Below are 14297 nucleotides of genomic sequence, written 5' to 3'. Positions count from 1 at the left end.
CGGGCGCGCACCTGTCCAGTAGATCCGTCCAGCAAGGAGATCAGAACAATGACGCAACACACTGCGCTCGCCGGCCCACGTTCGACTCTCGTGATCACCGCGCATGCCGGGGACTTCGTGTGGCGGGCGGGCGGCGCCATCGCCCTGGCCGCTTCCCGGGGCGAGAAGGTCACCATCGCCTGTCTGACCTTCGGTGAGCGCGGGGAGTCCGCCAAGGCCTGGCGGGAGGGCAGGAAACTCGACGAGATCAAGGCGATACGCCGGGACGAGGCCGAGCGCGCCGCCGCCACCCTCGGCTCCGAGGTCCGCTTCTTCGACGCCGGCGACTACCCGCTGGTCGCCACCGCCGAGCTGACCGACAAGCTCGTCGGGGTCTACCGGGCCACCCAGCCCGACGTGGTCCTCACCCACCCCGTCGAGGACCCCTACAACGGCGACCACCCGGCCGCCAACCGGATGGCGCTGGAGGCCCGCGTCCTGGCGCAGGCCATCGGCTATCCGGGCGAGGGCGAGATCATCGGCGCCCCGCCGGTCTTCTACTTCGAGCCGCACCAGCCCGAGATGAGCGGCTTCAGGCCCGAGGTCCTCCTCGACATCACCGAGGTCTGGGAGACCAAGCGCAAGGCGATGGAGTGCCTCGGCGCCCAGCAGCACCTGTGGGACTACTACACCGACCTCGCCGTCCGCCGCGGAGTCCAGCTCAAGCGCAACGCGGGGCCGAACCTGGGCCTGGCCCACAAGACCATGGCCGAGGCGTACATGCGTCCCTACCCGCAGATCGCGAAGGAGCTGTCCTGATGGGTGTCATCGTCACCGACCCGCCGAAGGCGGACCTGAAGGATGTCGACGCGCTCGCGCGGTACGGCGTGGCCACCGTCAGCGAGGCCATGGGCCGCACCGGCCTGCTGGGCCCGGACATCCGGCCCGTCCAGCAGGGCGTGCGCGTCGCCGGCACCGCCGTCACCGTGCTCAGCTGGCCCGGGGACAACCTCATGATCCACGCGGCCGTCGAGCAGTGCGGCGAGGGCGACCTCCTGGTCGTCACCACCACCTCCCCGTGCACGGACGGCCTGTTCGGCGAGCTGTTCGCGACCGCGCTTCAGCAGCGCGGGGTGCGCGGAGTCGTCACCAGCACCGGTATCCGGGACACCCAGGAGCTGCGCGAGATGGGCTTCGCCGCCTGGTCCCGGGCGGTCTCCTCGCAGGGCACCGTCAAGGCCACCGGCGGCTCGGTCAACGTGCCGATCGCCGTCGACGGCCAGGTGATCCACCCGGGCGACGTGATCCTCGCCGACGACGACGGTGTCGTGGTCGTACCCCGGGAGCGCGTCCGCGAGACGGTCGAGAAGTCCGAGGCCCGGGAGGCCAAGGAGGCCGCCACCCGCGCCGCGTTCATCGACGGCCAGCTCGGCCTGGACCGCTACGGACTGCGCGAGGTCCTCGAGCGTCTCGGGGTGCGTTACCAGCCATACGACGCGTAGCCGTGGAGAGGGACGGTCGGCACGGCCTGGTCACTGTGTGGCACACCTGTCCGGGCATCGGCAGGAACGGCGAACGCGAGGAGTCGAGCCTGACCGTGAGCCCGTAGTGGTGGCCGATCTCGATGATCTGCGGCTGCGTACGGGTATGCGGGTGATGTGGTCGCTGGTGACCGTCCGCCCGTTGTCGGTGAGCGCGTAGGCCGGGGCTCCGCCGATCCGCCGCATCGAGGCAACTGGCGATCGTCGGCAGGGTCTTGTCGAGCATCGGGATGACCACCCGGAATCCCGACCAGGCCGGCCAGGCGCACCGCAGCCAGGTCCTGTGGCGGACGGCCCAGCCGGGCCGCTGTCCGTCGAGACGCCGTACGCCGGGCGCGCGGCGACAGCGATCTTGTGCGGGCGGTGCCGCTCACCGCCGAGGGGCAGCACTTCCGCGTCGGACAGGACCTCCGGGAACGCGCCAGGGCCCGGGAGGTCCTGTCCGACGCCTTCGCCGGGCAGCAGGAGCCGTTCGGACGGGTGGTGTCAAGCCGTCGACTTGGGGACGCGCACCGTGATCAGGGTGCCCGCGCCGAGCGCGGTGTCGATCACGAGTCCCATCCCCGTGCCATAGATCTGCCGCAGTCGCAGGTCGATGTTGCGGAGTCCGACATGGACCCCCTCCAGCTCGCTGGCGAGGGCATCGCTCAGTCGGCCCGGGTCCATCCCCACCCCGTCGTCCTCGACGGTCACGATCGTCATGGCTCCCTCGTCCCGGGACGCAGCGGAGCGGGGCTGCGGGGCGGTCCGTAGCTGGTTGTGCCCAACGGCCCCGCGTCCCACCAGGCCAGTTTGCTGGCGTGCGTGACCCGGGAGTGCTCCGCAGCCGCGGTGAGCCGGACGCGCTCTGTCGCCACTCGCGGCCCGGTCCTCCAGCGCAATCAGGTAAATCTGGCGGATACGGAGCGTCAGGCCGGTGGCGACGGGCTTGGTCGTTGTCCCGAGCAGAGGTGGAACAGGCGGAGGAGGGCGCTTGCGATCGGCGCCAGGAAGAAGATGCCGAGGGCCAGTTCGAGGAGGCCTACCCCGGCGGTCCAGCCCAGGACCCGCAGGGATCCACACAGCTAGGCGGTACAGGGTGACCAGTGCGCTGACGCAGGTCAGCTGCCGAACTCCCCAGCGACCATCCGATGAGGGACACCAGACAACTCATCGGAGGTGAGGAAGGCGGGCATTCTCATCGGTCGGCGCTGCCGGGCGGAACGACCCATTCGGTGGGTTGGCCGGTGAGGGAGGCGATCATGTCGAAGTCGCCGTCGTAGTGGAGGACCGTCCGCCGGTGCAGTTCCGCTGTGGCGGCGATCAGCAGGTCGGGCAGGGACAGGGCGCGGTGGAAGCCTGCGTTGAGAGCGTGGCGCTGGACTTCCAGGGCGCGGGCGAAGGCTCGGTCGTCGGCGTGGAGGTAGTCGAAGGCGTGGAGCCAGGTGCTGATCCGTGTCGCCTCCGAGCTGTCCCGTGCGGAGTGGATCATCTCGAACTCGGTGGGCTGGCATACGGCGAGGAGGTAGCGCTCGTGCAGAGGTCTGATCACCTCCTTGACGCTCGGCTTCGTCCAGCGGGCGAGGGCGGACTTGTCGATCAGATAGCGGTCCTGCATCAGACGGCCCGGCCTCCGTCCCGGTCGCCGTCGCGCTTGAGGGAGCCGTCCGCGTTGCGGGGCCCGGTGTTCTCGACGATCTCACTGAAGTCGAGCTCGCCGGCCTCCATAGCGTCGAAGCCCTCTTGACGAAGGTGCCTCTTGACGGCGTCTTCCATGGCGAGGCGGACGGCTTTGGCCTTGGTCTTGGTCTCGAAGATGCGCATGGCCTCGGTGACCATGTCTTCATCGAGGTCGATGACGGTTCTGGCCATTGTGGTGATCCTCTCAGAAGTGCTTCTTCCAGCGAAACGATACCAGTCATCGGCTATGGTAGATATCGTTTTGATCGTAGGTTCCGTCACGGATGGAGACCGTGGCGTTCACGGTGACGTGCCGCGCGGTCGCCCCTTGTGAGAAATGGACAGTCGTCCTCATGCCGGGCTCCACCCCTATCGGGGGTTTCGCCAGAAGCGATGGGGTGGCGGGAGGTGGTCGACCAAGCGACCCTGCCGGTGGACAGCCGGTGGACAGACGCCTTTGGACGGTGCATCACGGGGTGGCACGGGTCAACCTGTCGTACGTGCTCTGATCAGGAAAAACGTCACCACGCAGCACGACGAGGTACCAGGCAACACGAACGCTCATGGTCTCGTAATGCGTAGGTCTCGGGTTCGAATCCCGAAGGCGGCTCCATGGTGAACCCCAGGTCAGGCCTCTGACCTGGGGTTTCTAGTTTTCGTTGACCTTGGAATCTCGGCGAATCGACACTGTCCGTCTGTGCATCGCAATGCGTAGGTCGCCGTTTCACATGCTGTTGTCGATAGGCTGCCGCAAGGCTGTGACCAGCTGTTTTGCTCGGCTGAACCACGGAGCCCGTCAGATCTCGATGTCTTCGGTGGACAACCGGTGGACAGCTGTGCGTGATGGACAGTCAGGAGTTCTCTCGCCGAGTGCGGGTTCTGGCGCCGGTCGGGCGGTCCGGGTGCTGCGATCAGCGGTCTCGGTCTTGTGTTGTTCTGACAGCCGTAGGCGGAATCGGCGGTCCCGTTGATACACATGGGGGAACGGCCTCGGGGTGGCGCTCAGCGTCGGAGGGCGACGACCTCGCCCTCCGCGTTCATGGCGCGGAGCCGTCGTGCAGACTGGGGCAGGGAGACTTGCGCGAAGGTGAGCTGGACTTCGTCTGGTAGGGCGACTCGGGACAGCCCTCTGGCGGTCGTGGACGCCTTCGCGGGCACGGCGAGCTCATCGCGAAGCGGCTGAACCCTGGTGGCGTGCTTGCGTTCAGCCATGCAGAGCCCATCGGGGGCCACGAGGGCCCACAGGCGATGTACGGCAACCTACTGAAGTCCCTCGACCTGATCCTTGGCCCACCACAGGAACGCGGCAGCGTGCTGCTGGTTGGCGAAGCTCTGGCCGACGAGGTCATTCAGGAGGTCGTTGCTCCAGAGGATGAGCCGGCCGAGGGTCCAGTTCACCGACTCGGCTGCTGGCAGCTCCAGTCCGTAGACCATTCGCGCGATCTCGCGCTTGCCGCCCGCCTCCGTCGTGTACTTGAGGATCGTCAGGAACCGGTCGGGGTACATCACGCAGAGAACCCTCGTGAGAAGGGCCTCCTTGAAACCGGTCATGGCGAACGGCTTGGTGCCGTCCAGCAGATGCTGGAGCCGGTCTTCGAGCGGCACGTCGTCAGGGCCGTACAGGAGGTACTCGATCGTCCTGCGGGTCGCCTCCCCGGCCGTGGCATCGCCCATGTCGTTCCACGCGGAGTTGAAGGTGGCTTGATTGCCGGGGCGGGCTCCGACCTCGGAGTTGGCGAAGTCCTTGAGGACTCTGGGGTCGCACGTCCACAGCCCGTCGGGGGAGAAGATCTGCTGGTACTTCGACCAGTAGGCCGCCACGTCGGGGGCGAAGTCCGGTTTGACGGCGAGGTACTGCTCCTTCAGCCGGGCCACGCGCTCCAGCTGCTCGGGATCGACGTCCTCGGGTTTCGGGAAACGGGCCTTGAGGTCGTCGAAGGAGCGGAGCGGGTTCCTCTGCGGGACGGTGGGCTCCTTGTGCTCCCATTCGTAGCCGCACCGGTGCTTCACGAGACGACGTCCGCCGTCGAGCGTGCGGATCACCTCGATGTCCTCGTCGTCGCTGCACAGTGGACACATAACCAACGCCATGGCTACCCCCGTTCCAACAGTGCTCGTGCCCATCCCGAGCCGATGCACTTGTCCACCCAAGGGCCGCATTTTTGCATTCGGCAAAGGTGGGCGGGATGTGGGGCCATCCAGCGAGACTGAGGTTGGGGACCTCCTGTCCGTCGGATCCGCCTGTCCCCGGCTACGGCTCGTCCTGGTCCTCGGCGCCCCATGGCAGCCTGGGCAGCGCGCCGCCCTTCCCTCGGACACGGATCCGAGCGGGGTGTCTCTCACTACGAGAACAGGAGCGCCGTGCGGGACAAGGCTGGGCGTCCCGGGCAGCAGCTTCGTTGGTGCCCGGGAGGTGGCGCTGTTCCACGCCGACGAACTGGCGGATCAGGTCGTCTACTCGCGCCGCCCAGTCCGCGGGCATGAAGGCGCATTGCTCGAAGACAACATCCGGACCGTCACGCGCGTCGCAGCTCAGCAGAAGGCGGTACTCGCCCTCTCAGACGGTCCACGCACATAGGATGCGCACAATCTTCATACTTTGGTTCCACCAGTTCAGCGAGGTGGCTCGTGCCCGCATCCGCCGTGACGCCCGACGATGTTGTCCGCCACGTCTTCCGTTACCTCGCGGAGGTGGGTGAGAGCCGCACCAAGCCAGTGCGGACACACGACGACGCCAGGCACCAGGTGTGGTTCGCCGACCTGCCCGCGCAGTTCGGCTCCTTCCTCACCGACACCGTCCCCGGCGACACACCGTTGTGGCTGCGGGCAGACCGCCCCGTACGGCACGAACCGCCGGCTCCGCCGCTGCCGCTCGCCCACTGGCTGGACGACCGGGAGATCCGCGACTCGGCAAGGGAAACGCCCCCCGAGCCGCGGGCGGAGACGGACATACCGGTGGACGAGATCTCCGCCGAGGGAAGCGCACGCACCCGGCACATCACCGTGTCCCTGGCCGACTCGCCCCAGCGTGACACCGTGTACGCCCAGTACCGCGCATGGTCCCGTGAATGGGAAGGGTGGGCGCGTCGCGACCGCGTCATGAAGCCCGTCGTACGTGCCTACGACCGCCTCTACCGCCTGTGCGTGGACGCCTCTGAACTCGGCGAGAGCTTCGAACTGGTCGTCGGATTCGGCTACCTCACCTGGTCGGCGCAGGGCGAGCCGATCCGTCGCCATCTCGTCACTTGCCGGGCCGTCATCACCATCGACCCCGACACCGGAGCCATCGCCGTCGGACCCGATTCCGAGCACGGCAGCCCGGTGCTGGAGGAGTCCATGCTCGACCCCGGGCAGAAGGCGCGGGCAGACACTCGTGCCCTTGTACGGCAGGAGCTGGAAGCCGCCGGCGACACCACGGATCCGCAGCTCGCCGACCAACTGCACCGGGCCCTCACCACCTGGATCATCGCGGCCCACGAAGCAGGACGCTACGACCGCGCACCGAATCGGCACCGAGCAGCGGGAGACCCCTCCGTACCGGTCGTCAGCTTCGCGCCGGTGCTGCTGCTCAGAGAGCGCACCCGGCGCAGCATGCTCGAAGCGCTGCGCGCCGTCGCCCTGTCCATCGAGCAAGGCGCCGAGCCCACCGCTCTGCTGCGGGCGATCGCCGGTGCGGGCGGTGACCGCCCGCTGGGGGAACCGGGCAGTGGTGACGCCGCGGGTCCGCCGCCGGAGTTGTACTTCGCGCTGCCCTCCAACGACGAACAGCGCACCATCGCCGAGCGGCTGCGGGACCGGGATCTCGTCGTGGTCCAGGGACCGCCCGGCACCGGCAAGACGCACACCATCGCCAATCTGGTCACCGACCTTCTCGCGCACGGCAACCGCGTACTGATCACCAGCCATACGGCACGTGCCCTGAAGGTTCTGAAAGACAAACTCCCCGTCGGCATCCGCGAGTTGTGCGTGAGCCGTACCGACGACGGAGTCGGGCAACTGGAACTGGAGCAGTCCGTCAAGGCCATCCTCGACCGGCAGGGAGACTTCTCCTCACGGGCATACCGGCGACGCATCCAGGAGCACGAAGAGCGCCTCAGATCCGCCCGGTCCGCGCAGGCGCTCGCCCTGAAGGCGCTGCGTGCGCTGCGGGAGCAGGAGACATACCACCATCCGGCCGAGATCGGCGACTACGAGGGAACCCTGGCCCGGATCGCCCAGCGGCTCGCCGAGGAACACCCGCGGTTCGGCTGGATCGGCGCCGTCCCCGCTGACGCCCCGACGCTGAATGCCGAGGTTCTCACGCGCCTGCGCCGTGCGGCGCTCGCCTTCACCGACCGACACCGTGCTCTCGCCGCATCGGTGAGTGCCGCGCTGCCCGAGCCCGGGCAGTTGCCCACGGTGCCCGCCTTCGCCGAGGCGGTCGAGACGGTCAAGGCGGCAGAGGCCGACCTCGCCGCGCTCCGGCAGGACGGTTCCGTCTCCCGCCTCGACGACGCCGTGTCCGCCCTCACCCCAGCACAGCAGGACCAACTAGCCACCGCGCTCGACCACTTCACTGCCGCAGCCAGGGCAGCCACCTCGATGCCGGCCGCCTGGGCCGCCGAGCTGCGCGACGAAATCCTCGCTGGGCAGGACCTCGGCGCGCGCAGCCGCCACGAGCGCACCACCGCGGCCCTGACCACGATCGAGGAGGCGGAGCGTGCCCTCGGCGCCACCCTGGTCACTGGCCTGGAGGCGTACGACGTGCCGACGGCCCTCGGTCTCGCCGGCACCCTCCGGGACGGGCTCGCGTCCGGTGCGAAGCTGCGCGGAGCCCTGGGTATGAAGACCAAGCTGCGCAAGGCTGTCGGCGACTTCCCCGAGACCGTGCGCGTCGACGGCCGCGCCGTGGAGACAGCGACCGCCGCGTCCGCCGTGCTGCACCGCGTCACGCTGGAGCGGCACCTCCAGGGCATCGAACAGGAGTGGGGCGACGGCCACGACGCATGGCAGGCCACCGCCCGGCGCACCGCCCGCCTGCGCCAGGACATCGCCACCCTCACCACTCTGACCGCTCTCGCCGACCTGCGCCACGCCGTGGTCGGCACAGCCGCAGCCGCACCAGGGCTGGCCGGCGTCGGCTGGAGCGACCCGGAGCGGGCCGCCATCGTGCGAAACCTCCTGAAGGCCAGAGCAGCGCGCAGGAACGCCGACCCTGCCCGCACCCTGATCGACGACGCACTGCGTGTACTGCGCGCCGCGGCACACCGCAGGGGAGCCTCGGCAGCCCTGGAACGAGCCCGCGCCGCGGTCGAGTCCCGAGACCCCGCGGCCTATAGCGCCGCGGTGAACGACGTGGACGATCTGCGGGAGGCACTTGCGCGCAAGAAGGCATGTGACGACTCCTACCGGCTGGCCGCGGCCGAACTCCCAGACCTCGCCGACAGAGTGGAGTCCACACCCGAGGACGAAGAGTGGGACACGCGGCTCGCGGACTTCGAGGCCGCGTGGGCGTGGTCGGTCTGGTACGACCGTATGAAGGAGCTGACGGACCCGGAGGTCGAGGCCCGGCAGATGCGGCTGCTCGCCGAGGCGGACGTCGAGATCCGCATCGGCCTGGAACGGCTGGCGGCCGACAAGGCCTGGTTCAGCTGTCTGTCCCTGCTCACGGACGACCAGGCCGTGGCCCTCACCTCGTACCAGCAGAACGTCCGCAAGCTGGGCAAGGGCACCGGCAAATACGCGGCCACCTACCGCCGACAGGCCCGGGAGAGCTTGCAGGCCAGCCAGGCGGCGGTGCCCGCCTGGATCATGCCGCTGCACCAGGTGACCGAAACCGTGCCGATGGACCGGGCCGGGCGCTTCGACGTCGTGATCGTCGACGAGGCCAGCCAGTCCGGCCCCGAGGCGCTGTTGCTCGCCTGGCTGGGTGCGAAGGTGATCGTCGTCGGCGACGACCAGCAGGTCAGCCCCGCCCAGGTGGGCGTGGACCATGACGAGCAATTCGCGCTCCAGCGACGGCTCCTCGCCCAGTTGCCCGCCGCCCGCCGCAACCTGTTCACACCGACCGCCAGCCTCTTCGACATCGCGTCCGGTCTGGCCGGAGGCCGCGGCAGGCTGATGCTTCAGGAACACTTCCGGTGCATGCCGGAGATCATCGGATTCTCCAACGAGCTCTGCTATGGCGGCCGGCTCCAGCCGTTGCGACAGTACGGTGCCGACCGGCTGCGGCCATTGCGCCCGGTGCATGTACCCGATGGCTACGTCGAAGGGAGCGGGCAGAAGCAGGTCAACCGGTCCGAGGCGGCGCGGTTGGTGGATGAGGTCGCCCGGTGCATCGCCGACCCCGCCTACGCGGGGCGCACCATGGGTGTGATCACCCTGCTCGGCGCGGGGCAGAAGTACCTCATCGAAGACCTGCTGGCCGACCGGATCCCGCTGGACGAAAGACAGCGCCGACGCCTGCGCGTGGGCAACGCCGAGGAGTTCCAGGGCGACGAGCGCGACATCGTCTTCGTCAGTACGGTCGTGTCGCTCACCGGCCCCGATGGGCCGCGCCGCATCGGCTCCTTCAGCAGCTCCCTGAACCGGCAGCACCTCAACGTGGCCGCATCCCGGGCCCGCGACCAGGTGTGGTTGTTTCACAGCTTCACTCTCACGGAACTCGGCGAGACCGATCTGCGGCGTGCCTATCTGGACTGGTTCTCCCGCCCGGCCGAGGAGCAGGACGGCCTCGGCCTCGGCGAGGTCCGGCCGGACGTTCCGCACGAGGCCTTCGACAGCCTTTTCGAGCAGCGTGTCTACCTGGCACTGCGGGCCCAGGGCTACCGGGTGCGGCCGCAGTATCCAGCTGGCCGCTACCGCATCGACCTCGTCGTCGAGGGCGGCACCAGACGCCTTGCCGTGGAGTGCGACGGCGACGCGTTCCACACCGAGGAGAACGCCGACGCGGACGCGGCACGCCAGCGCGAACTGGAGCGCGTGGGCTGGACGTTCGTCCGCATCCGAGGCAGCCGCTTCTTCCTCGACCCGGAACGGGCACTCGAACCGCTGTGGGCGGAACTCGACCGACTCGGCATCGAGTCGGCGGCGTACCCACCTGGCGGCGGGCTGCGGTCAGCGTCGCCCTTGAACCGAGCCCCTGAGGACAACGTTGCGGGCCCGACCGGTGACCTTGTGGACCCGACCGGGGACGGCGGCACGGTCCCCGACGGCGGTACGGTTCCGGCAAATGACGGCAGTACAGTCCCCAGGCGCGACGGCGACACGGACCCGATCGGCCACAGCCCTACGGTCCCTACCGGCCACAGCGACGACGCCCCCATTGGCAGCGTGGAGCCCGACGTCATCGAGAGACTGATGCGCGGCGCATCCAATGGGGGCGTCATCAGTCAGCGGGCCTTCGCACTGGAGGCGGACCGACTTGGGCTGAGGACCGATGAACAGCGGCAAAGGCTTCGTGACGGGCTGGCCGCTGCTGGCATTCACGTAAAAGTGTCGCGCCGGGGAGGCGTGAACCTCCATCCCCCGCACGGCGCCGAGGAGGCGCAACCCCAATTCGTGACCGTGGCACGGCTGCACCGCGACGAGGTCAATGCAGCCCAGCACGCGTTCAGCATGCGGGCGACCGTGCCCGGGACCGCACGGTTTCTCGGGGGAGCGGGTGCGCCGGGCTTCCCGGGGGCCGACGCCGTGGACATCCTGCGCGAGGGGCATGCCGTGGTGCGGGTGTCCCACCCCGAGGTGCATGCCATGATCCGCGCCGCGATCGCCCACGCAGACGTACCGGTGCTGGGAGACGACGGTCAGGTGGGGCTGGCGCGGCACCACGCACCCGGATCCTCCGGCGCTTCCGACGGCCGCACGACAGAACTGCTGCGTGCACGACCGGCAGCTGACCGGGCCCCGGTGAAGAGTCTTCCGGCTGTGCCGCGGCAGCCGACCCGCGGCGACGAACCCACCCCCGTGACGGGATCCGCGGTGCCGGGCGGTGCCGGGGCCTCCCTCCGTCTCCCGGTCGACCGGCTCAGCGTCGCCGCCCATCGACGGGTGCAGCGCGAGCTCCAGCGCGTGCAGGACGCGCTGGACCAGCCGCTTCCGGAGATCGTGGCCGTGGACTCGTCGTCCAGGAATGCCCAGCTGTCCGATCACGACAGGCGGCGCCAGGCCCTGCAGGAGCGCCGCAGCCACCTGCGTGCCGTGCTCGACCAAGTGGTCCCTGACTCCTCCCTGACGGGCGGGGTGATGGTCGTCCCTGGATGCCTAGTCGGAGTTGAGGACCCGGACGAGCCCGGCATCATGACGTACGAGATCGCGATGCTCGCGGGTGACGAGGCGGAGCGGCTGAGCCCCGACACCCCGCAGGGAAAGGCGCTGATGTGGCGAGAGGTCGGGGACGAGGTGAGCTGGCAGACGGAGCGGGGCACGCGCATGCGCGTCATCGTCCGGTACATCCAGGACTGAGACCGCAGCGGAGCGGGGCTGCGCGGCGGCTGGGGGGGGGCGGTCCGTAGCTGGTCGTGCCCAACAGCCCCGCGTCCCGCCGGGTCAGTTTGCCAGCGTGCGCGACCCGGGAGCGCTCCGCAGCCGCGGTGAGCCGGACGCCGGTGGCGACGGGCCTTGGCCGCCGTCCCGAGCAGAGGTAGAACAGGCCGAGGGGGGCGTTTGCGATCGGCGCCAGGAAGAAGATGGCGAGGGCCAGCTCGACGAGGCTTACCTCGGCGGTCCAGCTCAGGCCCCGCAGGGATCCGCGCAGAGCCCGGCTGTACAGGGTGACCAGTGCGCTGACGCAGGCCGGCTGCCGCACTCCCCAGCGACCATTCGATGAGGGACACCAGCAACTCATCGGGGGTGGGGAAGGCCGGCATTCTCATCGGTCGGCGCTGCCGGGCGGTACGACCCATTCGGTGGGTTGGCCGGTGAGGGAGGCGATCATGTCGAAGTCGCCGTCGTAGTGGAGGACTGTTCGCCGGTGCAGTTCCGCTGTGGCGGCGATCAGCAGGTCGGGAAGGGACAGGGCGCGGTGGAAGCCCGCGTTGAGGGCATGGCGCTGGATCTCGAGAGCGCGAATGAAGATGTCGTCGTCGGTGCGGAGGTAGTCAAAGGCGTGGAGCCAGGTGCTGATCCGTGTTGCTTCCGAGCTGTCCCGTGCAGAGTGGATCATCTCCAACTCGGTGGGCTGGCATACGGCGAGGAGGTAGCGCTCATGCAGAGGCTTGAGTACCTCCTTGACGCTCGGCTTCGTCCAGCGGGCGAGGGCGGACTTGTCGATCAGATAGCGGTCCTGCATCAGGCGGCCCGGCCTCCGTCGCGGTCGCCATTGTGCTTGAGGGAGCCGTCTGCATTGCGGGGCCCGGTGTTCTCGACGATCTCACTGAAGTCGAGCTCGCCGGCCTCCATGGCGTCGAAGCCCTCCTGCCGCAGGTGCCTCTTGACGGCGTCTTCCATGGCGAGGCGGACGGCTTTGGCTTTCGTTTTGGTCCCGAAGATGCGCATGGCCTCGGTGACCATGTCTTCATCGAGGTCGATGACGGTTCTGGCCATGTGGTGATCCTCTCCTCTCGGAGGCGTTTCTGCCAGTGAAATGATACCATTCATCGGTGGTGATAGATATCGTTTCGGTCGTAGGTTCCGTCGTGGATGGAGGCTGCGGCGTTCACGGTGACGTGCCGCGCGGTCGCCCCTTATGAGAAATGGACAGTCGTCCTCAGAGGGCAGTACGTGACGTGATGCCCGTTTCGGGCTTTCGGGTGGGGCTGTCGGGCTGGTCGTGGCCTGACCAGGCGGCTACGACTGTGGCTTGGTGAACAAGCCCTGCTCGGGCTCGGTCAGGATTCCGCGTTCGGCCAGCCGCTTGAGCTTGAGCCGGACGTTGTTGACGTTGTTGGGTGCGATCTCCAGGTCCATTGCCTCGCAGACCGTCCGCGCCCGCAGCGGGGCGTCGGCTGCGGCGAAGACCGCCATGATCTGCTGGTAGGCCGGATGGTCCGGCAGCTTCACGGGCGGCGGTGTCGGCGAGGCCGGCTCGGGCAGCGCCAGCAGTGTCTTGCGGGTGATGCGCACCTCTTCGGCGAGGCGGTCGAACTCCTCCAGTTGCGCGGTGAGTTCCGTGATGTGCGCTCGCGTCGCTTCGGCCTGCGCGGCGAGCTCACGCTCTTGCTCCTCCAGGCGGGCGAGGACCGCCCCCAGGGTGAGCTCGTCGTTGTTCATGCGCCGCGCCAGGTGGGGGTGGAGGTCGCGGTGAGCATCCTGGACATCCGGTCGCTTATGGCCCAGTACACCCTCGACTCGGCTGAGGCGGGCCGGTGTTCGTAGTCGCGGACCAGTCTGCGGTGCAGCATCATGATCCCGTTCACCTGCTCCACTCGCCACCGGATCGGTTGCGGCACGAACCCGCTGGTCGTCGGGTTGCGCTCGACGACTTCGACCTCGATGCCGACCTTCTTGCCGTGGTCGACGACGGCGTTCTTGAACCCCTGGTCCACCAGGGCCTTATGCACCGTGTCGGTGTCGGCGGCGACCCTGTCCAGCAGGGCGATGCCGGCGGCGTTGTCGTGCGCGGACGCGGCCAGCACCACCACCGCGATCACCAGACCGAGAACGTCAACTGCCAGGCCGCGCTTGCGGCCCGGGACTTTTTTTGCCGCGTCCTTTCCGGTCGTCTTCGCGGGCACCCCGGCGGCCGCGTGCAGACTCTGGGTGTCGAGCACCACCAGGCTCGGGTCGGCCTTGCGCCCCCGGCTCTCGCGGACCTGCCAGCGCAGCAGGTCGTGGATGGTCTGGTCGGTGCCGTCGTCGCGCCACTTGTAGAAGTAGTACTTCACCGCTCCGACCGGCGGCAGGTCGTGGGGGAGGTAGTCCCACTGGCAGCCGGTACGGGACTGGTAGAGCAGCGCGTTGACGATCTCCCGCATCTCGTAGGCGCCCTGGTGGCCGCTGACCGAGGGATGCCGGGCCTTCCAGGAGGCGATGACCGGCTCGATCAGGGCCCACCGCTCGTCGGACAAGTCGCTCTTGTAGGGCTGGCGGTCGCTCACGAGGAACACTCCAGCACGGCAGGACTCCCCGATCAGCCCCGATACGCCTGTGCCACACGTTCCAGCGACAACAAACGCGGCACTACGTCACATACCGCCCTCT

General features: G+C 68.7%; 11 protein-coding genes and 1 pseudogene. 3 read left to right on the top strand and 9 right to left on the bottom strand.

Annotation, left to right across the window (positions count from 1 at the left end):
* Positions 1-48: 48 nt before the first annotated feature.
* The gene (locus tag ACLZN2_RS34605; protein WP_416983399.1) at positions 49-798 is read left to right on the top strand and encodes a PIG-L deacetylase family protein; all 750 of its coding nucleotides are present in this window, start codon (positions 49-51) and stop codon (positions 796-798) included.
* Entirely contained in the window at positions 795-1481 is a 687-nt protein-coding gene (locus tag ACLZN2_RS34600; protein WP_416983605.1) for a 4-carboxy-4-hydroxy-2-oxoadipate aldolase/oxaloacetate decarboxylase, read from the top strand. The genes ACLZN2_RS34605 and ACLZN2_RS34600 overlap by 4 nt, the downstream gene beginning before the upstream one ends.
* A gap of 88 nt (positions 1482-1569) precedes the next feature.
* On the opposite strand, the pseudogene ACLZN2_RS34595 reads toward ACLZN2_RS34600, so the two are convergent.
* From ACLZN2_RS34595 to ACLZN2_RS34575, 5 genes and pseudogenes are all read right to left on the bottom strand, one after another.
* Positions 1570-1803: pseudogene (locus ACLZN2_RS34595) on the bottom strand (IS21 family transposase); the annotation flags it as partial.
* Between the two features lie 203 nt (positions 1804-2006).
* Positions 2007-2222 carry a hypothetical protein gene (locus ACLZN2_RS34590; protein WP_416983398.1) on the bottom strand — a complete coding sequence of 72 codons (216 nt, stop codon included), beginning with the start codon at positions 2220-2222 and terminating at the stop codon, positions 2007-2009.
* Positions 2223-2697: 475 nt separating this feature from the next.
* Complete coding sequence (locus tag ACLZN2_RS34585) at positions 2698-3117, bottom strand: PIN domain nuclease (protein WP_416983397.1); 420 nt, start codon at positions 3115-3117, stop codon at positions 2698-2700.
* A complete protein-coding gene (locus tag ACLZN2_RS34580) occupies positions 3117-3371 on the bottom strand; it encodes a type II toxin-antitoxin system VapB family antitoxin (protein ID WP_416983396.1) in 255 nt (84 codons plus the stop codon). The genes ACLZN2_RS34585 and ACLZN2_RS34580 overlap by 1 nt, the downstream gene beginning before the upstream one ends.
* 1068 nt (positions 3372-4439) lie before the next feature.
* A complete protein-coding gene (locus tag ACLZN2_RS34575) occupies positions 4440-5270 on the bottom strand; it encodes a hypothetical protein (RefSeq protein WP_416983395.1) in 831 nt (276 codons plus the stop codon).
* Positions 5271-5807: 537 nt separating this feature from the next.
* Between ACLZN2_RS34575 and ACLZN2_RS34570 the strand changes: the two genes are divergently transcribed.
* Positions 5808-11621 carry an AAA domain-containing protein gene (locus ACLZN2_RS34570; RefSeq protein WP_416983394.1) on the top strand — a complete coding sequence of 1938 codons (5814 nt, stop codon included), beginning with the start codon at positions 5808-5810 and terminating at the stop codon, positions 11619-11621.
* Positions 11622-12027: 406 nt separating this feature from the next.
* Here the strand turns inward: ACLZN2_RS34570 and ACLZN2_RS34565 are convergent, their stop codons facing one another.
* The 4 genes from ACLZN2_RS34565 to ACLZN2_RS34550 form a co-directional block, all read right to left on the bottom strand.
* Positions 12028-12447, bottom strand: coding sequence for a PIN domain nuclease (locus ACLZN2_RS34565; RefSeq protein WP_416983393.1), 420 nt, complete (start codon positions 12445-12447; stop codon positions 12028-12030).
* Positions 12447-12701: a type II toxin-antitoxin system VapB family antitoxin gene (locus ACLZN2_RS34560; RefSeq protein WP_013001761.1), complete on the bottom strand. Its 255-nt coding sequence runs from the start codon at positions 12699-12701 to the stop codon at positions 12447-12449. Before ACLZN2_RS34560 ends, ACLZN2_RS34565 begins: the two co-directional genes overlap by 1 nt.
* 243 nt (positions 12702-12944) lie before the next feature.
* Positions 12945-13367, bottom strand: coding sequence for a hypothetical protein (locus ACLZN2_RS34555; protein WP_416983392.1), 423 nt, complete (start codon positions 13365-13367; stop codon positions 12945-12947).
* A complete protein-coding gene (locus tag ACLZN2_RS34550) occupies positions 13364-14194 on the bottom strand; it encodes an IS5 family transposase (RefSeq protein ID WP_416983391.1) in 831 nt (276 codons plus the stop codon). The genes ACLZN2_RS34555 and ACLZN2_RS34550 overlap by 4 nt, the downstream gene beginning before the upstream one ends.
* Positions 14195-14297: the final 103 nt, after the last annotated feature.

It is taken from the genome of Streptomyces sp. T028 (assembly GCF_048159505.1).
In the GTDB taxonomy this organism is placed as follows: domain Bacteria; phylum Actinomycetota; class Actinomycetes; order Streptomycetales; family Streptomycetaceae; genus Streptomyces.
Note: the sequence above shows the minus strand (reverse complement) of the source record. Positions and strands in the feature narration are given on the sequence as shown.